The organism is Pseudomonas helvetica (assembly GCF_039908645.1).
Classification (GTDB): domain Bacteria; phylum Pseudomonadota; class Gammaproteobacteria; order Pseudomonadales; family Pseudomonadaceae; genus Aquipseudomonas; species Aquipseudomonas helvetica.
In genome coordinates this window covers 952697-972581 of the sequence record NZ_CP150917.1, presented here as the reverse complement: position 1 = coordinate 972581, position 19885 = coordinate 952697, and the positions used below count along the sequence as shown (strand labels likewise).

At 58.4% G+C, this 19885-nt stretch carries 18 protein-coding genes, 1 tRNA gene and 2 pseudogenes; 13 read left to right on the top strand and 8 right to left on the bottom strand.

Going from position 1 to position 19885, the window contains the following annotated elements; genetic code table 11:
• Window positions 1-43 precede the first annotated feature (43 nt).
• Entirely contained in the window at window positions 44-349 is a 306-nt protein-coding gene (locus AABM55_RS04325) for a YkgJ family cysteine cluster protein (protein WP_054595627.1), read from the top strand.
• Between the two features lie 51 nt (window positions 350-400).
• On the opposite strand, the gene AABM55_RS04320 is transcribed toward AABM55_RS04325, so the two are convergent.
• From AABM55_RS04320 to hemA, 6 genes are all read right to left on the bottom strand, one after another.
• On the bottom strand, window positions 401-919 hold the full coding sequence (locus AABM55_RS04320) for an acyloxyacyl hydrolase (RefSeq protein WP_347928909.1): 519 nt from the start codon (window positions 917-919) through the stop codon (window positions 401-403).
• A gap of 116 nt (window positions 920-1035) precedes the next feature.
• The gene (gene murI / locus AABM55_RS04315) at window positions 1036-1827 is read right to left on the bottom strand and encodes a glutamate racemase (protein ID WP_347928908.1); all 792 of its coding nucleotides are present in this window, start codon (window positions 1825-1827) and stop codon (window positions 1036-1038) included.
• Window positions 1820-2575 carry a molybdopterin-synthase adenylyltransferase MoeB gene (locus tag AABM55_RS04310; protein WP_103318437.1) on the bottom strand — a complete coding sequence of 252 codons (756 nt, stop codon included), beginning with the start codon at window positions 2573-2575 and terminating at the stop codon, window positions 1820-1822. Before AABM55_RS04310 ends, murI begins: the two co-directional genes overlap by 8 nt.
• Window positions 2569-3399, bottom strand: coding sequence for a peptide chain release factor N(5)-glutamine methyltransferase (gene prmC / locus AABM55_RS04305; protein WP_347928907.1), 831 nt, complete (start codon window positions 3397-3399; stop codon window positions 2569-2571). The genes AABM55_RS04310 and prmC overlap by 7 nt, the downstream gene beginning before the upstream one ends.
• A complete protein-coding gene (gene prfA, locus AABM55_RS04300) occupies window positions 3400-4482 on the bottom strand; it encodes a peptide chain release factor 1 (RefSeq protein ID WP_054595622.1) in 1083 nt (360 codons plus the stop codon). It abuts the gene before it with no gap.
• On the bottom strand, window positions 4479-5768 hold the full coding sequence (gene hemA, locus AABM55_RS04295) for a glutamyl-tRNA reductase (protein WP_054595621.1): 1290 nt from the start codon (window positions 5766-5768) through the stop codon (window positions 4479-4481). The genes prfA and hemA overlap by 4 nt, the downstream gene beginning before the upstream one ends.
• A gap of 216 nt (window positions 5769-5984) precedes the next feature.
• Here hemA and AABM55_RS04290 point away from each other — a divergent pair, with 216 nt between their 5' ends.
• The 12 genes and pseudogenes from AABM55_RS04290 to AABM55_RS04235 form a co-directional block, all read left to right on the top strand.
• The gene (locus AABM55_RS04290; protein WP_054595620.1) at window positions 5985-7709 is read left to right on the top strand and encodes a tetratricopeptide repeat protein; all 1725 of its coding nucleotides are present in this window, start codon (window positions 5985-5987) and stop codon (window positions 7707-7709) included.
• A gap of 4 nt (window positions 7710-7713) precedes the next feature.
• Window positions 7714-8331, top strand: coding sequence for a lipoprotein insertase outer membrane protein LolB (gene lolB / locus AABM55_RS04285; protein WP_347928906.1), 618 nt, complete (start codon window positions 7714-7716; stop codon window positions 8329-8331).
• Between the two features lies 1 nt (window position 8332).
• The gene (ispE, locus tag AABM55_RS04280; RefSeq protein ID WP_347928905.1) at window positions 8333-9184 is read left to right on the top strand and encodes a 4-(cytidine 5'-diphospho)-2-C-methyl-D-erythritol kinase; all 852 of its coding nucleotides are present in this window, start codon (window positions 8333-8335) and stop codon (window positions 9182-9184) included.
• 36 nt (window positions 9185-9220) lie between these two features.
• Window positions 9221-9295: transfer RNA gene (locus AABM55_RS04275), tRNA-Gln, on the top strand.
• 46 nt (window positions 9296-9341) lie between these two features.
• Window positions 9342-10283, top strand: a complete 942-nt coding sequence (locus AABM55_RS04270) for a ribose-phosphate pyrophosphokinase (RefSeq protein ID WP_003171603.1) — start codon at window positions 9342-9344, stop codon at window positions 10281-10283.
• 142 nt (window positions 10284-10425) lie between these two features.
• Window positions 10426-11025 (top strand): 50S ribosomal protein L25/general stress protein Ctc, encoded by a 600-nt coding sequence (locus AABM55_RS04265; protein WP_054595617.1) that lies wholly within the window; start codon window positions 10426-10428, stop codon window positions 11023-11025.
• A 169-nt stretch (window positions 11026-11194) separates the two neighbouring features.
• A complete protein-coding gene (gene pth, locus AABM55_RS04260) occupies window positions 11195-11779 on the top strand; it encodes an aminoacyl-tRNA hydrolase (protein WP_054595616.1) in 585 nt (194 codons plus the stop codon).
• 23 nt (window positions 11780-11802) lie between these two features.
• Window positions 11803-12903, top strand: a complete 1101-nt coding sequence (ychF, locus tag AABM55_RS04255) for a redox-regulated ATPase YchF (RefSeq protein ID WP_347928904.1) — start codon at window positions 11803-11805, stop codon at window positions 12901-12903.
• A 214-nt stretch (window positions 12904-13117) separates the two neighbouring features.
• Window positions 13118-14298, top strand: a pseudogene (locus AABM55_RS04250) (tyrosine-type recombinase/integrase).
• Window positions 14291-14689: a hypothetical protein gene (locus AABM55_RS04245; RefSeq protein ID WP_347928903.1), complete on the top strand. Its 399-nt coding sequence runs from the start codon at window positions 14291-14293 to the stop codon at window positions 14687-14689. The pseudogene AABM55_RS04250 and the gene AABM55_RS04245 overlap by 8 nt, the downstream one beginning before the upstream one ends.
• A gap of 94 nt (window positions 14690-14783) precedes the next feature.
• Window positions 14784-15026 carry a hypothetical protein gene (locus AABM55_RS04240; RefSeq protein WP_347928902.1) on the top strand — a complete coding sequence of 81 codons (243 nt, stop codon included), beginning with the start codon at window positions 14784-14786 and terminating at the stop codon, window positions 15024-15026.
• 392 nt (window positions 15027-15418) lie between these two features.
• A pseudogene (locus AABM55_RS04235) lies at window positions 15419-15715 on the top strand (helix-turn-helix domain-containing protein); the annotation flags it as partial.
• Window positions 15716-15723: 8 nt separating this feature from the next.
• Here AABM55_RS04235 and AABM55_RS04230 read toward each other — a convergent pair.
• Both AABM55_RS04230 and AABM55_RS04225 read right to left on the bottom strand, forming a co-directional pair.
• Window positions 15724-15924: a hypothetical protein gene (locus tag AABM55_RS04230; protein WP_258696797.1), complete on the bottom strand. Its 201-nt coding sequence runs from the start codon at window positions 15922-15924 to the stop codon at window positions 15724-15726.
• Between the two features lie 5 nt (window positions 15925-15929).
• Window positions 15930-19871 carry an RHS repeat-associated core domain-containing protein gene (locus AABM55_RS04225; RefSeq protein WP_347928901.1) on the bottom strand — a complete coding sequence of 1314 codons (3942 nt, stop codon included), beginning with the start codon at window positions 19869-19871 and terminating at the stop codon, window positions 15930-15932.
• Between the last annotated feature and the right edge of the window lie 14 nt (window positions 19872-19885).

The window sequence follows — 19885 nt, the reverse complement described above, 5'->3', positions numbered from 1 at the left end:
GCCTTTCACACAGCTACGGCGCGCTGCCTTACACTGCGCACCTATGAACACGATCCCCATCAAGACCATCGCCGAACCAGCGGTCACCTGCTCGACCTGCGCAGCCTGCTGTTGCCAGCTCGAAGTCATGCTGATCACCGACACTGGCGTGCCCGAACGTTTTATCGACACCGACGATTGGGGCGGGGAAGTCATGCTGCGCCTGGATGACGGCTGGTGTGCCGCGCTGGATCGCGACAGCATGATGTGCACCATTTACGAAAAGCGCCCGCTGATCTGCCGGGAGTTCGAGATGGGCGCACCGGAGTGCATCGACGAGCGCCAGGGGATTGCGACGGTGTATCGCTGATCCTGATTTGCACAGCCCCCTCACCACAATTACCCACCATGCGTCGGCACATTACAGCGGCATCGTGTAATGCAACGTGTAACTTTCTATACCGTCATTGGTGACGTTGATATGGGCGTTGGAGTAATGCGTCGCGCGAATCCCGATTTCATGCCCGCCAGCAAACCGCAGGCCGAACCCCAATCGATCCTCAAATTGAAAAGCCTCGCCCAACCGGCGATCGTCCACTTCGTCGTGAGCGAATACCGCAACGCCGATGCCGGCCTCCAGATAAGGTTTGACGGTTTGCCCGGAAAACTCATAAACGAACACCGGAGAGAATGACAGGCTGTGATTGCTTACAGTCTTGTCACCATTCCAATAGGTGTACGCACCGCTCCAGTAGCCCGTCACGCGCCCGACATCAGTCTGCCACCAGCTTTTATCCCAATCCCATTGCAGGCCCAGGCGATAAGTCTGGGTCGAACCGCTGGTCTGGCCAACCGCAAACTCGACGCCAGCTGCTTGTGCGGTAAAACTGTGCCCCAACAACACGACCGCGATCGCGGCTAAACAGAACAGTCGTTTCATGAGAAACATCCTTTTCCGAACGATTATGTTTGTTTTTTGGGGCTCAACAGACGTGCTATGAAGATCCACGCCTCAATAGAAATGCATCCAATTGAAGCGCTCCCCAAAACGACTTTCTACAGACTGAAGCTTTGCACAACCCCGGCGTTATGCCAGAGCAGCGGCAGGATATTTCTCAAGTGCTCGGGGCTGGCACTGGTCCAGAACTGCGCGTCGCGAGGTGGCCCTACTGCGAGCAACTCACGCTCGGCCAGCAGGCGCTGGGTTTGCCGGGCAACCGCCGCGCCAGTGTCGATCAGGCTGATGTCGGCGGGGAGCATCTGCTTGAGCAATGGCTTGAGGAAAGGATAGTGCGTGCAACCGAGAATAATCGTGTCACACCCGCCCGCCAGCAGAGGTTCGAGATAACCGGCCAGTAACTGGCACAGCTCCTGGCTGTGCAGGTCACCGGCTTCGATCAGCTCCACCAACCCTGGGCACGGCTGAGTGATGACCCGTACATCGGTGGCAAAACGGTCGAGTAAGGCCGCGAACTTGGCGCTCTGCAACGTCCCGGTAGTGGCGAGCACACCGACCACACCACTGCGAGTGGCCGCGGCAGCTGGCTTGACCGCAGGCTCCATGCCGATGATGGGCCAGTCCGGGTAGTCGCGACGCAAATCCGCGACACCGGCCACGGTTGCCGTGTTGCAGGCCACGACCAAGGCCTTGGCACCTTGCCGGACAAAAAACTCCGCGACTACGCTGCAACGCTGGCGAATGAACTCGGGAGATTTCTCGCCATAGGGAATGTTCCCGCAATCGCCGACATACAACAGCGATTCATTGGGCAACAATTGCTGGATCTCGGCCAGCACCGACAACCCGCCGACCCCGGAATCGAACACGCCGATGGGCGCTTCACGCATGCCTGCCCCCGCAAACACTGCAGCCTGGATCACGCTTGACCCGCAACTCGCGGAACCGCGCCCCCAAGGCATCGATTAATAATAACCGTCCCACCAACGGCTCACCGAACCCGACCAACAGTTTCAGCGCCTCAAGCGCTTGCAGGCTGCCCACCAACCCCACCAACGGACCGAGCACGCCGGCCTCGCTGCAGGTCAGTTCGGCTTCGCTGCCGTGCCCGTACAAGCAGTGGTAACACGGGCTTTCGGCGCGACGTGGGTCGAACACAGACAACTGCCCTTCCAGGCGAATCGCCGCACCGCTGACCAAGGGTTTTCGCGCCGCTACACACGCCGCGTTCACCGCTTCGCGGGTGGAAAAATTGTCGGAGCAATCGAGCACCACATCGACCGCCGACACCGCAGCGGCCAACGAGTCTTCGTCCAGCGCGGTGCGATGAGCGATCAGTTGAATCTCGGGGTTTATCGCTGTCAGACGCCGGATAGCCGAGTCGACCTTGCTCAGCCCGACGCTGTCGGTATCGTGAATGATCTGCCGTTGCAGGTTGGTCAGGTCGACCGTGTCGAAGTCCGCCAGATGCAACTCACCGACACCGGCAGCCGCCAGGTACAGCGCGACCGGCGCACCCAGCCCGCCGAGGCCGACGATCAAGACGCGGCTTTGCTTGAGTCGCAATTGGCCGTCGATGTCGACATGTTGCAACAGAATCTGCCGGCTATACCGCAACAGCTCCTGATCATTCAGCACGGTAGACGCCCCAGACTGATACGTTCATGGTCACCGAGGTCCTTGCGGCTGTGGACCTCTTCAAAACCTTGGGTCAGCAGCAAATCGCGCACGGCATCGGCCTGATCATAACCGTGCTCGAGCATCAACCAGCCGCCCGCTTCCAGGTGGCCAGGCGCCTGGGCGATGATCAAACGCAAGTCATCGAGCCCGTCGGTGCCGGCCACCAACGCACTGGCCGGCTCGAAACGCACGTCACCGACCACCAGGTGCGGGTCGGCGCAGGCGATATAAGGCGGATTACTGATGATCAGCGTGTAACGATGATCTTTCAGCGCACTGAACCAGTGACTGCTCAGCACCGTGACGTTGTTCAAGTGCAGACGCTGGCGATTGCGCTCGGCCAGGGCCACGGCCTCGAGGACCCGGTCCACTGCAGTGACTTGCCAGGCTGGACGCTCGCTGGCCAACGCCAGGGCAATCGCGCCGCTGCCGGTGCCCAGATCGAGAACCTTGGCCGGTGTTGCGGGCAACAGTTCCAGGGCAGTTTCAACCAGCAGCTCGGTGTCCGGACGCGGGATCAGCGTATGCGGCGCCACTTCCAGGTCCAGCTTCCAGAATCCCTGCTGGCCGAGAATGTAAGCCACCGGTTCGCCGGAGCGACGACGTTGCAGGTACTCGGCAAAGATCAGCGCGGCTTCGCTGGGAACGATGCGCTCCGGCCAGGTGTGCAGAAAACTGCGGGACTTGCCCAGGGCCGCGGCCAGCAGCAATTCAGCATCCAGGCGCGCGGTCGGCGAGTCAGGCAGGTCGGCTGCACGTAACAAACTGGCAATGATGGTCATTTATTCACCTATCGCTGCCAGTTGATCTGCCTGGAATTCGGCCAATAACGGCTCGATCACGGCATCGACGCCACCCGCGAGGATTTCGTCGAGGGAATACAGCGTCAGGTTGACCCGATGGTCGGTGACCCGCCCCTGGGCGAAATTGTAGGTACGGATTCGCTCGGAGCGGTCGCCCGAGCCCACCAGCAATTTGCGCTCGCTGGCGATGGCATTCGCCGCAGCGCTGGTTTGCTGGTCATTCAATTTAGCCGAGAGCCAGGACATCGCCCGCGCCCGGTTCTTGTGCTGGGACCGTTCTTCCTGGCACTCGACCACGATGCCCGACGGCAAGTGGGTAATCCGGATCGCCGAGTCGGTCTTGTTCACGTGCTGACCGCCTGCGCCGGAGGAGCGATAGGTATCGACGCGCAAATCGGCCGGGTTGATCTCGATCGCTTCCTGTTCGTCCGGCTCAGGCAACACCGCCACGGTGCAGGCCGAGGTGTGGATACGGCCCTGGGATTCGGTGGCCGGAACCCGTTGCACGCGGTGCGCGCCGGATTCGAACTTCAGCTTGCCGTAGACATTGTCGCCTTCGACCCGCGCGATAACTTCCTTGAAGCCGCCGTGTTCGCCGATGTTCTCCGACAGAATCTCGACCCGCCAGCCACGCCGTTCGGCGTAACGCGAATACATGCGGAACAGATCGCCGGAGAAGATCGCCGCTTCGTCGCCGCCAGTACCGGCACGAATTTCCAGGAACACGTTGCGCCCGTCGTTCGGGTCCTTGGGCAGCAGCATGCGTTGCAGGCTGGCTTCAAGTTCGATCAGTTGCTCTTTGGCTTCGCGGACTTCTTCGACGGCCATTTCGCGCATGTCCGGATCGCTGTCCTTGAGCAGCGCCTGGGCACCTTCGAGATCGCCCTGAACCTTGAGCAACTGTTTATAGGTGGCGACAATCGGCTCAACTTCCGCGTATTCCTTGGAATACGTGCGGAATTTGTTCTGATCGGAAATGACTTCGCCATCGCCAAGCAAGGCGGTCAGTTCCTCGAAACGGTCCTGGAGGATGTCCAGCTTATTGAGCAGTGACGCTTTCATTGCGGTTTTTTATCCGAAGAGCTATCCGAGTTGCCCTCACCGAGGGCAAAGAGTTCCTGGGCCATGGCCAGCGCATCAAGGCGGCCTTCGGCGGTAAGCTTTTTCAACTGCACGCTGGGGGCATGCAACAGTTTGTTGGTCAGGCCACGAGCCAGTTGCACCAGCACGTCTTCAGCGCTGCTGCCGTTGGCAAGCAGACGCTGGGCCTTTTGCAATTCTTCATCGCGCAGGCGTTCGCTCTGTTGACGATAGGCCTTGAGCACATCCACCGCCGCCAGTTCACGCAGACGAACCATGAAGTCATCGGCGCCGATGGAAACCATCTCTTCCGCCGCCTGGGCAGCACCCTGACGGCTCTTGAGGTTTTCAGCGACCACTTCGTGGAGATCGTCGACGCTATAGAGGTAAACGTCGTCCAACTCGCCGACTTCCGGTTCGATATCCCGTGGTACAGCGATATCAACCATGAAGATCGGTTTATGTTTGCGCAGTTTCAAGGCACTTTCTACCGCGCCTTTGCCAAGAATCGGCAACTGGCTGGCGGTTGAGCTGATGACGATATCACTGCGCACCAGTTCTGCCGGGATGTCCGAGAGTAGCACCGCGTGGGCGCCAAACTGCTCAGCCAGGATGCTCGCGCGCTCCAGGGTCCGGTTGGCGACCACGATCCGCTTCACGCCCAGCTCATGCAAATGGCGGGCGACCAGGGTAATGGTCTCGCCAGCGCCGATCAGCAATGCCTGGCTGCGCTGCAGATCACTGAAAATCTGTTTCGCCAGGCTGACCGCGGCAAACGCCACGGACACCGGGTTTTCACCGATGGCGGTGTCGGTTCGCACCTGCTTCGCCGCATTGAACGTGGCCTGGAACAAACGCCCAAGCAGCGGACCAATGGTGCCGGCCTCGCGGGCCACGGCGTAGGCCGATTTCATCTGGCCGAGAATCTGTGGTTCGCCCAACACCAGCGAATCGAGCCCGGAGGCGACACGCATCATGTGACGAACTGCCGCATCATCTTCGTGCACATAAGCGCTGGCACGCAGCTCTTCGAGGCTCAAATGGTGATAATCGGCCAACCAGCGCAACACGGTATCGGCAGAAAGCTGATCCTGTTCTATATAGAGTTCACTGCGATTGCAGGTGGAGAGGATCGCAGCTTCGCGGCTGTCGGTGAGTCGGCAGAGCTGCTGCAAGGCCTCAACCAGCTGTTCCGGGGTAAAAGCCACGCGCTCGCGGACGTCTACGGAAGCAGTCTTGTGGTTAATACCGAGTGCAAGGAAGGCCATTCAAGATCGCTGATGATGTCGAGAAGCCGACAATTGTCCTACTTCGCCTGACTCAGAACAACCATTGCCGACTATTGTCCCGATACCTTGCCTCTATACAGGGGCTCGAACACCTGAACAGGGATTGAGTTCAACGGCAAATTGACAGGCCGGTTATGTTTGGTCGAAGGCTTGTGTCATGATGATCCGACCGCAGGTTAGTCGTCCTCTTCCCCTATGAATAGATCTTCCGCGTTGCTCCTCGCTTTTGTCTTCCTCAGCGGCTGCCAGGCCTTGGCACCCGTTTCGCCGAGCGGTACGCCGCCGGTCGAAGGCAGCACGAAGGCCCCTGAAAAGCCCAAGGTTTACAGCTCGTTCAGCGAAGACACGATCTTCAGCCTGCTGAGCGCGGAACTGGCTGGCCAACGCAATCGTTTCGACATTGCCCTGGACAACTACGTGACCCAGGCCGTCAACACCCAGGACCCGGGCATCTCCGAGCGAGCCTTTCGCATCGCCGAATACCTTGGCGCCGATCAGGCAGCGCTTGATAGCTCGCTGATCTGGGCGAAAAACGCGCCGAACGACCTCGAAGCACAGCGCGCCGCCGCCGTGCAGCTGGCCCGCGCCGGGCGTTATGACGACTCCATGGCCTATATGGAGAAGGTTCTGCTGGGCAAGGGCGATACTCACTTCGACTTCCTCGCCCTGTCTGCAGCCGATACCGATCAGGACACCCGCAACGGCCTGATGAAGAGTTTTGACCGTTTGCTGCTGCGCCATCCGAAAAACAGCCAACTGATTTTCGGAAAGGCCCTGTTGCTGCAACAGGACGGTGACACCAAGGGCGCACTGGCGCTGCTTGAGAAAAATCCTCCGCAAGACGGTGAAATCGCCCCGATTCTGTTGCGCGCGCGCCTGCTGCAAAGCCTTAACCGTGGCAAAGAAGCGCTGCCGCTGCTGGAAAAAAGCATCCGCAAATACCCGGACGACAAACGCTTGCGCCTGACGTATGCCCGCATGCTGGTCGAACAGGACCGCATGGACGACGCCAAAGAGCAGTTCTCAAGCCTGGTCCAGCAGTATCCGGAAGACGACGAGTTGCGCTATTCCCTGGCACTGGTTTGCCTGGAAGCCAAGGCCTGGAAGGAGGCCAAGGGTTACCTGGAAGACCTGATCGCCCGGGAAAGCCATGTCGACTCGGCCCACCTGAACCTGGGTCGCATCGCCGAAGAACGCAACGACCCGCAAGGCGCCCTGATCGAGTACGCACTGGTCGGCCCGGGCAACGACTATTTGCCGGCGCAACTGCGTCAGTCCGACATCCTGATGAACAACGGACGCACCGCCGAAGCCCAAAGCCGTTTGGCCAGAGCACGCGACGAACAACCGGATTACGCGATCCAGCTGTATCTGATCGAAGCCGAAACCCTGTCTGCCAACAAGCAGGATGATCGCGCCTGGGCCGTTCTCGATAAAGGCTTGAAGCAGTATCCGGACGATCTGAATCTGCTTTATACCCGGGCCATGCTCGCGGAAAAACGCAATGACCTGGCGCAGATGGAAAAAGACCTGCGACTGATCATCAAGCGTGATCCGGATAACGCCATGGCGCTGAATGCCCTCGGTTACACCCTGTCCGACCGCACCACGCGTTACGACGAAGCCAAGACCTTGATCGAGCACGCGCACCAGCTGAACCCGGAAGACCCGGCTGTTCTCGACAGCCTCGGCTGGGTGAATTACCGCCTGGGCAACCTCGATGTCGCCGAACGCTACTTGCGCCAGGCCCTGGAGCGTTTCCCCGATCAGGAAGTCGCGGCGCACCTGGGTGAAGTCCTGTGGGCCAACGGCAAGCAACGCGAAGCCAAACAAATCTGGGGCAAATTCCTCAAGGAACAACCCGACAGCCCAACCCTGCGCAGCACCATCAAGCGCCTGACCGGTTCCGAGACTCTTTAAAATCATGTTTTTGCGCCACATCATCGTTTTCAGCTTCATCGCCCTGCTCGCCGGTTGCGCGGGCTTTGGCGCCCGTGAATCCGTCGAGGGCCACGGCAACCCCGCGCAATGGCGCGAGCACAAACAGCAACTGACCAGCCTCGATGGCTGGCAAATCAACGGCAAGGTCGGTATCCGGGCCCCGAAAGACTCGGGCAGCGGCACCGTGTTCTGGCTGCAACGACAGGACTACTACGATATTCGTCTGTCCGGCCCGTTGGGTCGCGGTGCTGCCCGCCTGACCGGTCGTCCTGGCCAGGTCTCGCTGGAAGTGGCCAACCAGGGTCGCTTTGAGGCGCCAACGCCTGAAGCCCTGCTTGAAGAACAGCTGGGCTGGAAACTGCCGGTTTCGCATTTGGTCTGGTGGGTTCGCGGATTGCCTGCACCTGACAGCAAAAGCCGCCTGAACCTGGATGCCGACAGTCGCCTGGCCAATCTCGAGCAGGATGGCTGGCAAGTCGAGTACCTCAGCTACATCCAGCAAAACGGTTATTGGCTGCCCGAGCGGATCAAACTGCACGGCACCGACCTTGATGTCACGCTGGTGATCAAGGACTGGCAACCTCGCAAATTGGGGCAATGACATGCCTGCCACTCGCCTGACCCTGCCCTCGCCGGCAAAACTGAATTTGATGCTGCATATCCTGGGCCGCCGTGAAGACGGCTACCACGAGTTGCAGACGCTGTTTCAATTTCTCGATTACGGCGACGAAATCACCTTCGCCGTACGCGATGACGGTGTCATTCGCCTGCACACCGAGTTCGAAGGCGTCCCTCACGACAGCAACCTGATCGTCAAAGCCGCCAAAAAACTTCAGGAACAATCCGGTTGTTCACTGGGCATTGATATCTGGATCGAAAAAATCCTGCCCATGGGCGGCGGAATCGGCGGCGGCAGTTCGAATGCGGCCACCACGCTGCTGGGCCTCAATCATCTCTGGCAACTGGGCTGGGGCGAGGATCAACTGGCCACGCTGGGCCTGACGCTGGGCGCAGACGTCCCGGTTTTCGTCCGTGGGCATGCGGCTTTTGCTGAAGGCGTGGGAGAAAAGCTCACCCCTGTAGACCCGGAAGAACCGTGGTATCTCGTGCTGGTGCCGCAAGTATCTGTAAGTACAGCAGAAATTTTTTCAGATCCGCTGTTGACACGTAACTCTTCTCCCATTAAAGTGCGCCCCGTTCCCAAGGGAAACAGTCGAAATGACTGCTTACCGGTGGTAACAAGGCGTTATCCAGAGGTACGTAACGCTTTGAATTTGTTAGGTAAATTTACCGAAGCAAAACTCACCGGAACTGGAAGTTGTGTGTTTGGGGGCTTCCCAAGCAAAGCTGAAGCTGATAAAGTCTCGGCCCTTCTTACAGAGACCCTTACAGGGTTTGTAGCAAAAGGAAGCAACGTTTCGATGTTGCATCGCAAGCTGCAAAGTCTGCTCTAAAAGAACCGGGTACTGGGTACTCGTTGCAACAGATACAGGGGCGTCGCCAAGCGGTAAGGCAGCAGGTTTTGATCCTGCCATGCGTTGGTTCGAATCCAGCCGCCCCTGCCATTTTCCTATACTCATCCAGGTTACCCTCAGCCTTCAGGTACTGCGCGTGTCCAAGATGATGGTCTTTACGGGGAACGCTAACCCCGATCTGGCTCGGCGTGTCGTACGTCAGCTGCATATCCCTCTCGGTGACATTTCTGTCGGTAAGTTCTCCGACGGCGAAATCACTGCCGAGATCAATGAAAACGTCCGCGGTAAAGACGTCTTCATTATTCAGCCGACTTGCGCTCCGACCAACGATAACCTGATGGAACTCGTCGTGATGGCTGATGCCTTCCGTCGTTCCTCAGCCACTCGAATCACTGCGGTGATCCCCTACTTTGGTTATGCCCGTCAGGATCGCCGTCCGCGTTCCGCACGTGTGGCTATCAGCGCGAAAGTCGTCGCTGACATGCTTACCGTAGTCGGCATCGATCGTGTTCTCACGGTTGATTTGCATGCTGACCAGATCCAGGGCTTCTTCGATATTCCGGTAGATAACATCTACGGCTCCCCGGTACTGGTGGATGACATCGAAGATCAACGCTTCGAAAACCTGATGATCGTGTCCCCGGACATTGGCGGCGTCGTGCGTGCACGTGCTGTTGCCAAATCCCTGGGCGTGGATCTCGGGATCATCGACAAGCGCCGTGAGAAAGCCAATCACTCTGAAGTGATGCATATCATCGGTGATGTCGAAGGGCGTACCTGTATTCTGGTTGACGACATGGTCGATACCGCCGGCACTCTGTGCCACGCGGCTAAAGCCTTGAAAGAGCATGGCGCTGCCAAAGTCTTTGCCTACTGCACACACCCTGTGCTGTCGGGTCGGGCCATCGAAAACATTGAAAATTCCGTGCTGGACGAGCTGGTGGTGACTAACACCATCCCGCTGTCCGCTGCAGCACAAGCCTGTGCACGTATCCGCCAACTGGATATCGCACCGGTAGTTGCCGAAGCAGTTCGCCGCATCAGCAACGAAGAATCGATCAGCGCGATGTTCCGCTAAGGGCCCTGCCCTTCGGATACATCTCGATGACGAAAAGCGCCCCGCCCCGGCATAACCTGTCGGGGCGGGGCTTTTTTGCCCATATCGCCTTTAGCGCTGGTCGCAAACGCTGGGGCGAATGTGGTTATTTTGGAGATACAACATGAACGATTTTACTCTGAATGCTGAAGTGCGTTCCGACCTGGGGAAAGGTGCGAGCCGCCGCCTGCGTCGTCTCGCAAGCCTGGTTCCAGCTGTAGTTTACGGTGGCGAAAAAGCCCCTGAATCCATCAGCATGCTGGCCAAAGAAGTTGCCAAACTGCTCGAAAACGAAGCGGCTTACAGCCACATCATCGAGCTGAATGTTGGCGGCACCAAGCAAAACGTAATCATCAAGGCTCTGCAGCGTCACCCGGCCAAAGGCCACGTGATGCACGCTGACTTCGTACGCGTTGTTGCTGGTCAGAAACTGTCCGCTCACGTTCCTGTGCACTTCGTCAACGAAGCTGCTGCAGTGAAAAAAGGCGGCGAAATTTCGCACGTTGTTGCTGAAGTTGAAGTTTCCTGCCTGCCAAAAGACCTGCCTGAATTCATCGAAGTCGACCTGGCTAACGCCGAAATCGGTTCGATCATTCACCTGTCCGACCTCAAGGCCCCTAAAGGCGTTGAATTTGTTGCTCTGGCTCACGGTAACGACCTGGCTGTTGCCAACGTTCACGCTCCACGTGTTGCTCCAGAAGCTGCAGAAGGCGCTGCAGAGTAATTCACTCTGTACGCTGGAGTGACCCAGTAACATCGCGGACTGGAACGTAGCGAGAAAGCGGGCGGGAACGCGAAGTTTACATAATGGTAAATGAGCATTTTTCGTCCACTTTCGCCGCACACCCCCATTGCAGCGATGTTATCCACCACTCCAAAGAAGGGCCCCTGATGTGACTGCCATAAAACTGATCGTTGGCCTGGGAAATCCAGGCGCCGAATACGAACAGACCCGGCATAACGCAGGGGCCTTTTTTGTTGAGCGCATCGCGCAAGCACAAGGCGTCAACCTTGTGGCCGATCGCAAATATTTCGGCCTGACCGGGCGCTTCTCGTATCAGGGTCAGGATGTTCGTCTGTTGATTCCCACCACCTACATGAACCGTAGCGGCCAGGCCGTGGCGGCTCTTGCCGGTTTCTTCCGGATCAAACCGGAAGAAATACTGGTGGCGCATGACGAACTCGACTTGCCACCCGGCGTTGCCAAGCTCAAGCAGGGCGGCGGGCATGGCGGTCACAACGGGTTGCGCGACATCATCGCGCAACTGGGCAATCAAAATACCTTTTACCGCTTGCGGCTCGGCATTGGCCACCCAGGCGTTGCCAGTATGGTTTCAAACTTTGTCCTGGGTCGTGCGCCACGCGCCGAACAGGAAAAACTCGATGCCAGCATCGACTTTGCCCTCGGCGTGCTGCCGGATATCCTCGCCGGAGAATGGAACCGCGCGATGAAAAACCTGCACAGCCAGAAGGCCTGACTCTAACTCCTAGGGGAAACACCATGGGATTCAATTGCGGCATCGTCGGCCTGCCTAACGTCGGCAAGTCCACCCTGTTCAACGCCCTGACCAAATCCGGTATCGCGGCCGAGAACTTCCCCTTCTGCACCATCGAACCGAATACCGGTATCGTGCCGATGCCGGATAAGCGTCTGGAGGCCCTGGCGGCCATCGTCAATCCAAAGCGCATCCTGCCGACCACCATGGAATTCGTCGACATCGCCGGCCTGGTTGCCGGCGCCTCGAAAGGTGAAGGTCTGGGCAACAAGTTTCTGGCCAACATCCGCGAAACCGATGCCATCGCTCACGTGGTCCGCTGCTTCGAAGACGAGAACGTGATTCACGTTTCCAACAGCGTCGACCCGAAACGCGACATCGAGATCATCGACCTCGAACTGATCTTCGCCGACCTCGATAGCTGCGAGAAGCAACTGCAGAAAGTCACCCGCAACGCCAAGGGCGGTGACAAGGACGCCGTGGTTCAGAAAGGCCTGCTGGAGCAGTTGATCGCTCACTTCACCATCGGCAAGCCTGCGCGCAGCCTGATGAAGAACATGAGCACCGATGAGAAAGCGGTGATCCGTGGCTTCCACCTGCTGACCACCAAACCGGTCATGTACATCGCCAACGTTGCCGAAGACGGCTTCGAAAACAACCCGCTACTCGACGTGGTCAAGGCCATCGCCGAAGAAGAAGGCGCAATGGTTGTGCCGGTCTGCAACAAGATCGAAGCGGAAATCGCCGAACTTGAAGACGGCGAAGAAAAAGACATGTTCCTCGAAGCCCTGGGTCTCGAAGAACCTGGCCTGAACCGCGTAATCCGCGCTGGCTACGAAATGCTGCACCTGCAGACCTATTTCACCGCCGGCGTTGAAGAAGTCCGCGCCTGGACCGTCCGCGTCGGTGCCACCGCACCACAAGCCGCTGGCGTGATCCACACCGACTTCGAGAAAGGCTTCATTCGCGCCGAAGTCATCGCCTACAACGACTTCATCCAGTACAAAGGCGAAGCCGGTGCCAAAGAAGCCGGTAAATGGCGTCTGGAAGGCAAGGATTACATCGTCAAAGACGGCGATGTGATGCACTTCCGCTTCAACGTCTAAGTTGTAGTTGGCATTGTAGGTGATTGCTTAGGGTTGCATTGCAGCTCAGAAATCTCCAGAAAGCCCCCATTACTGGGGGCTTTCGCGTTTCTATGGCATGCATGAGATTGCAGCAGCATGCACAAAAAAACGACTACACCGGTGTATACGGTTCTTGGACAGCCCTCGACTAGGTGTATACGACGGCAATTTTCCGAAAAGGGACAGTGCCTGGATGCTTACGGACGCTCACTGCCGGGCTGCCAAGCCCAAAGCCAAGCTGTACCGCATCAACGATGCTAGAGGCCTTTATCTAGAGGTGAAACCGAACGGCGTGCGCGCTTGGCGTTACCGATTCAAACTGAGTGGACAGGTCTCCTGGTTCGCTCTAGGCGACTACCCTAGTATCTCGCTGGCAAATGCTCGCGAGAAATGCGACGGGGCTCGCAGGCTAGTCAGACAGGGAATTAGCCCAGTACAGAATCGGCAATTGGAGAAAATTACGCGAGAGCTTGATGCCTCGAATACGTTCGAATCTGTCGCCTCGGAATGGCTCGCATTGAAAGACTGGGAGCCTGTGACGAAAACACGTCGCCTGGGGATGCTCAAAAGAGTTGTGTTTCCATCAATTGGAAAACTCCCCGTGCGGACTATCAAGCCAGCGCACGTTTTAGACATTCTTAACAGGACGGTTAGGCGTGGCGCACCATCCATTGCGGCGGAAGCTAAACGCACGATGTCGGCAGTATTCGAATTAGCTGTCGCAACCCTGAGAGCCGACAGTGACCCTGTTTGACCAGTAAGAAAGGCTTTGCCACCGAACAAGACACAACACAAAGCGGCACTATCCCCTGTCCAGGTTGGCAACCTGCTCAACGCTTTCGAATCACATGGAGGTCACTTTCAAACCGTCATGGCTTTCAACTCATGTGGTTGACGCTGACCCGTGCCAACGAAAGCGTGCAAGCTCAATGGCAGGAGTTCGACCTCCCAAATGCCTTATGGAAGATCCCGAAGGAGCGGATGAAAGCCAGAAGGGAGCACACGCTTCCCTTACCTCGCCAAGCAATTTCAATCCTGAAGGCGATGCACCCGATTACCGGGCATGGTACATACGTTTTTCCTAATCGGGACGATCGCCAGCGGCCGATGGCCGACGCATCCTTTCGTCAGGCGCTGAAAAAGCTTGGATGGGCGACAATCTATAGTCCACACGGTACGCGGACCACCGGAAGCACTAGGCTCAATGAAATGGGTTACAGGGCGGACGCAATTGAAGCCAAACTCGCCCATGCAGAGCCGAACGCTGTGCGCCGTGCATATAATCACGCAACGTATATGGATGAGCGGATCAAGATGATGCAGCACTGGGCCGATCAGCTGGATCAGTGGAAAACGGAGGCTTCACATGCTTAGAGTTGATAGCGAGATGGATTGCGCAGCTTTTAGACTCGCGCTGATTGGGCGTATCTTAGAGCACGTTGAGACTCAGATACTTTCTGATGATCAGCGCACCGCGCTGTTTGAAGCCTTAGAGAAACCGGGGGAAACTTTCTTTGAGCTTCAGTCCGCAGACATCCAACCAAGATTGCGATCTTTGAGAAAAGCCGCTTCGGATGCTAGGCGCCTTACTCAATCCCTAAAGCTGGTCGACGAGCTAGATGTCGAACACTTTGATCATGGCTCTGATGAGAGCATCAAGATTTCTAGTCAGATTAAATCGCACGATGCCACGGCTGATCGCCTAGAAATAGTCATTAATGAAATTTTAGAAAAATCGAAAAGCCCCCCTACCCTCGTTCACTGATTTAACTGCTAACACTACCCTGGCAATGAAATGCGTAATGCTAAATTTGTTTTCCACGAACAAATCAAAATTAGATTGAAGCACCACAATCACAATGTTCGAATACGGTAAAGATTTTTCTAAGCAGGTCGCCCATAACGACGCTGTTGGTAGGCAACTTTTTGAGCTGGCGTCGCCGCTTATTGAACCCCTCCATAGAGCGATGGCCCTCACCGTAGAATCAATTGACTTCGAGCCGGACGAAGCACTAGTTAAAGAACAGGAAGAAGAGTTTCGTTTAATGCAACTACTACCTGACTTTAAATCGCTAGAGCAGAAACCATGGCAATATCACTAGTACACAAAATCCATATAGCGTTAACGATGGATTCGGATCACGAGATATTCGCCTTACCTATCTTGGCACATGCCAATTTTACATGAAGGGGCATTACTGCTCAGGATTACGCTTCAATTGGGTAAGGCACCGCGAGCATAATGCCCCCCAGTAACGCAGCTCGAACGACACCATGAACAAAGCCCAACGTTGGATAGTGAAATGCCAAGATCCTGCGGATGGAAGCGGCGACGTTATCGTTGACTTACCACCGGACCTAGTCGCCGACCTAGCGTGCTGTTCTCGAAATTATTTTCCTCTGATGTTGGCTACACTTCCCCTGTCATCCAGCGCTCGGGGGAACGCCAATGAACGCTCAGGAAATTATTCTCAGCCCAGAATAGCAGGTCGAACTGAGCCGCCGAGTTCGTTCGGCCACGATCAGTCAGCGCGACGGTCGTCGTGCCCGAGTGATCCTGCTGGCAGCCCAAGGCTGCTCGCGAGTGGAGATCGCGCGCCTGACGGGACTATCACTGCCCACGGTCACCAGTTGGTGCCAGAGTTTCCGAACCCTGCGATTGGACGGTTTGCTCGACAAACCGGGACGCGGTCGCAAAAGCTCATTGCCCGAAGAGGCCGTACGCCGTGTTCTGGAGAGCGTCACTCGGCCACCGTTCGGAGAGCCGAGGTGGAGTTGTCGCATCATGGCGTGCTGATCTTATGGATCCAGCCAGGTGTCGCGAATGCCTTTGTGGCGTCGGTACAGGTACAGGCTCACGCGTGCAATCAACATCAGAGTGATCACGATGATCGCCGGCCACCATGAGTCGCCAAAGTATATCTCCAGAATGTTGTAGAGCAACGCGAAGGGCAGAAAAATGACTGCGTAGAGCAAAATTTCCTTGATGGTCTGAACCATGGTTATTAGCACTCGTCTTCTTCATATTTGGACACACACTTGACAATGGCTTTGCTGACCTGGAAACCCGCCTGAACTTTCACGGCTGTTTTGATCGTGTCGGCATGAGCCGCCTTGCGCACGGCCAGTTTTGCGGCTCGATTGGCCGTGTTGGCGGCCTGGCCTGACAACGCTCGGTAGGCTTTGGCCGACTTATAGACCGTTTTAGCCGAGCTGAGCATGCCTGGAGCCAATGCCCCGGCCGCAGCCGCGACACCCACATGCTTGAGATTAATATCAATGCATCTCCACTTGATATCCGTCAGTTCCCTGTCGTTATCCCAGTTATCCTTCATCTGCCCCAGAACCTGTTTGCCGGCCTGCATGCCTACTTCGATGGTGGCTCCCAGAGCTGCCCTGGCCAGAAAACCGCCGATGATCAACAGCGGCACGATCAACCCACTCGGGTCATAGGCCACCGAAGGCGCATTCAGCGCATAGGCATAGGCATTCGGCCCGCCCCGAAAACCGATCGGATCCTGGCTGGCATAACGGCCCGCTTCGGGCAGGTAGTAGCGGTGGCGGTTGTAGTACAGGCCGCTTTCCCGGTCGTGGTATTGCCCCTGGAAACGGATGGGCTGGTCGGCCGGGCCGGTTTCCTGTTTCACGGCACGCCAATCGTCATTATGTGCCTGCCAGATCGTTCGACCCTGTTCGTTGTCCAGACGCAGTGGCGTGCCGATGTGGTCGGTATGGAAGAAGCCGATGGCCGGCGCGCCCAGCACCGGATGGCATTGCTCGGGCAGTGGCTGGTCAGCGGCAGCCATCTCGCGGCGAATCATCAGCAGGTCCGCACTGTCAGGCTTGCGGTTCTGTTCGATGCGCAGCAGCGGGATGAAACTGTCGGGCTCATGCACGGTGGTGCGCAGCAGGTCGTCGAATACCTCGGCGCATTGCCGCTCGCCGTCCCAGCCAAAGCGGATCACCTGTTGCCCATCGTCTTGCCGGACCACCTTGGCGATACGCCTGGACAGACCATCATAGCGATAGCGGGCCTGGGTGATCACGCCATCGGCCCGCTGGCGGGTGGCACTCACCAGGCGGTTGGCGCCGTCGTATTCCAGGTGCAGGTGTTCTCCATCAGGAGCGTGGCGCGCCACCAGGTTGCCCCGGGCATCGAAGCGGTACTCATGACCTTCCAGGCGCTCGACACGATTGCCGCTCCACGCTCCTGGCGGCTGTGCTGCCTGGAGCGAGTCGAATTGCGAGCCTACATAGCCCGAGCGGTACAGTTCGTTGTGGGCGTACTGCCGTTGCTGGTCACCGGCCTGCTGCTGCCCGCTGTCGAGCCGGTTGCCGGCCGGGTCGTAGCGGTAGATGTTCGGCACTTCGCTGCCGTGCTGGCTGGCGTCCAGCCGGCCGCCACGGTCGTAGCGATAACGCAGGCCGGGCCTGAGGTTGTCATCGACCTGTACAAGCTGGCCCAGGGGATCATAGCGATACTCGCGTTGCCAGTCCTCGGCAGTGGCCAGGGTGATCCGACTGCGAGTCAGGCGCCCCATGGCATCGTGTTCGCGCCCCTGTTCCAGCAAGGCGTGCGGCTTGCCCTTCAGACGTGCCTCGCGCCGCTGTTCACGGTGCAGGGCGTCACGTTCAAAGGCCATCTCGGCATGGGCCGCCAGCACGCCATGCAGATGCCCCGAACCATACGTCAGCCAGGTAATCGGCGGCGCATCGCCATAGCGGCTGCTTTCGCGCACGCCCAGGGCGTCATGCTGATGGGTGACGCTGTAGACCCAGCCGTCGGCATGGATCTGGCTTTCCAGGCTCAGGTTGCCCGCCGGGTCATAGGCCAGGCGCACTTCGCAATCCGGTCCTTTGACCATGGCCAGACGGCCGTCCGGCAGCCAGCCGTAGTGTTCGCTGAATGCGTCTGCCGTAGCAGTCGCCGGCAGGTGACGGCGAATCAGCTGGCTATCGCGATTGTACTCATAGTGCGTCTCGCGGCCTTCGGCATCGATACGGGTGACCAGCTCACCGGCCAGGTTATAGCGGTAGTGCTGGCGGCGGCCATCGAAGCCGTTCTCTTCGACCAGGCGGTCCATTGTGTCGAAAGCGAAGGTGGCCTGGGCGCCGTTCTGGTTGGTGATCCTGCACAGTCGACCGGCGGCGTCGTAGCGGTAATCCAGTGCATCACCGGTGCTGTCGGTGGCCCTGACCAGGCGTCCGACCCGATCCCATTCCAGTTGCGTGCAGTGCCCATGTGTATCGGCAATATGGGTTTGTCTGCCCTGAGCGTCGTAATGGTAGGCCAGGCGGGTGCCGTCGGCCAGGGTCACTTCGATGACCTGTCCCAGCCGATTGTAGACGTAGCAGGTGGAGCGGCCTGCCGGATCGGTCTCGGCAAGTAGGCGCCCTTCGCTGTCGTATTCGTAGGAATGGGTCTGTCCGGAGCAGTCGGTGATACGGGAAGGCAGCCCCAGGCGGTTCCATTGCACCTGTTTCACCCCGCCCTTGCTGTCGCTGATCCGGGTGGCTCGGTTGGGCAAGGTGGAGTCATCGTAGTGGTAGCGAATCGTCCCGGTTGGCCCGCTCACACAAGTCAGGCTGGTGGTCTCGTTACGTTCGAAGATCCATCGCCGCCCCATGGCATCGATCAGTTCCTTGAGCAGGCCGGTTTCTTCGTCGAGGGTCTGGCGATAGTGCTTCTTGCCTGGCGATCGCTCGGCCAGCACCCGGCCCTGTCCATCGAGCTGCCGGCGTGACTCGCGGCCCAGCGGATCGCGCACGGCCACCTGGCGGCCGAACATGTCGTGCTCGAATGACGTGCGGCTGCCGTCGGGCCGGATCAGCGCTGTCCAGCGCCGTTCGCCATCCTGGCCAGAGAACTCATAACGTTCTGTGCGCCCGAGGCTGTCGACCACATCGGTGGCATCGCTGTAATAACGAAACTCCCGGACCAGGCCATCGGTTTCGATCTGCCTCAGCACCCGCCCGTCTGGCCGGTGCCCGTCCCATTCATAGCGCACCTCCAGGCCGCCCGGTTCGCTATGCGCAACCATGATGTGATTGTTCCAGGCGAACACCCGGACAACGACGCCCAGCCGGTCGCGTACGGCGATCAGGTCGCCGCTTTCATTGAATTGGTAGCGCACCAGCCAGTCGTTGCCACTGGACTGCGGATCGAAGTGCTCGGGCACAGGACCGTCCGGGTTGGCCAGGACCACACCGCAGAGGCGCACGCCATCATCGCCCGGTTGTGCCTGGCACACCTGCTGGTAGACCAGCGCATAACTTCGTCCGGCGCTGTCGCGAATACTGGTCAGGAATCCGCGTGGGCTCCAGTTGAACAGGGTCGGGTAGCCGCTGCGGCCAAAGGTCGATTGCAGGCGCCAGAGATCGTTGGCCTGGCGCGCGAAGCTCAGGTAGCTGTTGCCGTCGAGCACGACGACCACGTGTGGATTGCGTTGCAGGGCCGGTGCCACCCTGGCCCAGCGCCCGGTCCAGGCCACATGCTCCTGTCGCTCGTCTGGGGTGTCGCCCCGGCGCAGCCAGAGCTGCTCGCTGCCTGAATACCAGGTCGCGCCAGGCGCCAGTGGTGGAAAGGTGATGCGCCGGCCCTGGGCATCGATCAGCACGCAGCCGTCGGCGTTCAGCTCCAGCAACAGGCTTTCGCCCGGTAGCCACCAGCCCTGGCCAAGTCGGCTGATCCTCGGGTTGCTCGACAGGTAGCCACGGCCGAAGCTGAAGGTATCCGGCGCCGCCAGGGCGAAGTCGACCTCTTCGGGAAGCAGCTTGCAGCCCAGTATGGGGTTGACTGGCTGGCCGACGAAGGGCACGCAGGCCGAGGCTCGATCAGCCAGGCCCGAGGCCATGCTGCCGACATGCACGTTCGGGGAGCCTGTGGCAATCACATTGCCGGATACCTTTTCACCCACATGGGAAACGGGAAGGCCAGAGCCGCTCATAAAACTGTTCCTGA

Bases quoted from the DNA above. Each gene is read 5' to 3' on its own strand.
- AABM55_RS04325 (WP_054595627.1), top strand. From the start codon at position 44: ATGAACACGATCCCCATCAAGACCATCGCCGAACCAGCGGTCACCTGC.
- AABM55_RS04320 (WP_347928909.1), bottom strand. From the start codon at position 919: ATGAAACGACTGTTCTGTTTAGCCGCGATCGCGGTCGTGTTGTTGGGG.
- murI (WP_347928908.1), bottom strand. From the start codon at position 1,827: ATGCGTGAAGCGCCCATCGGCGTGTTCGATTCCGGGGTCGGCGGGTTG.
- prmC (WP_347928907.1), bottom strand. From the start codon at position 3,399: ATGACCATCATTGCCAGTTTGTTACGTGCAGCCGACCTGCCTGACTCG.
- prfA (WP_054595622.1), bottom strand. From the start codon at position 4,482: ATGAAAGCGTCACTGCTCAATAAGCTGGACATCCTCCAGGACCGTTTC.
- hemA (WP_054595621.1), bottom strand. From the start codon at position 5,768: ATGGCCTTCCTTGCACTCGGTATTAACCACAAGACTGCTTCCGTAGAC.
- AABM55_RS04290 (WP_054595620.1), top strand. From the start codon at position 5,985: ATGAATAGATCTTCCGCGTTGCTCCTCGCTTTTGTCTTCCTCAGCGGC.
- lolB (WP_347928906.1), top strand. From the start codon at position 7,714: ATGTTTTTGCGCCACATCATCGTTTTCAGCTTCATCGCCCTGCTCGCC.
- ispE (WP_347928905.1), top strand. From the start codon at position 8,333: ATGCCTGCCACTCGCCTGACCCTGCCCTCGCCGGCAAAACTGAATTTG.
- AABM55_RS04265 (WP_054595617.1), top strand. From the start codon at position 10,426: ATGAACGATTTTACTCTGAATGCTGAAGTGCGTTCCGACCTGGGGAAA.
- ychF (WP_347928904.1), top strand. From the start codon at position 11,803: ATGGGATTCAATTGCGGCATCGTCGGCCTGCCTAACGTCGGCAAGTCC.
- AABM55_RS04245 (WP_347928903.1), top strand. From the start codon at position 14,291: ATGCTTAGAGTTGATAGCGAGATGGATTGCGCAGCTTTTAGACTCGCG.
- AABM55_RS04240 (WP_347928902.1), top strand. From the start codon at position 14,784: ATGTTCGAATACGGTAAAGATTTTTCTAAGCAGGTCGCCCATAACGAC.
- AABM55_RS04230 (WP_258696797.1), bottom strand. From the start codon at position 15,924: ATGGTTCAGACCATCAAGGAAATTTTGCTCTACGCAGTCATTTTTCTG.
- AABM55_RS04225 (WP_347928901.1), bottom strand. From the start codon at position 19,871: ATGAGCGGCTCTGGCCTTCCCGTTTCCCATGTGGGTGAAAAGGTATCC.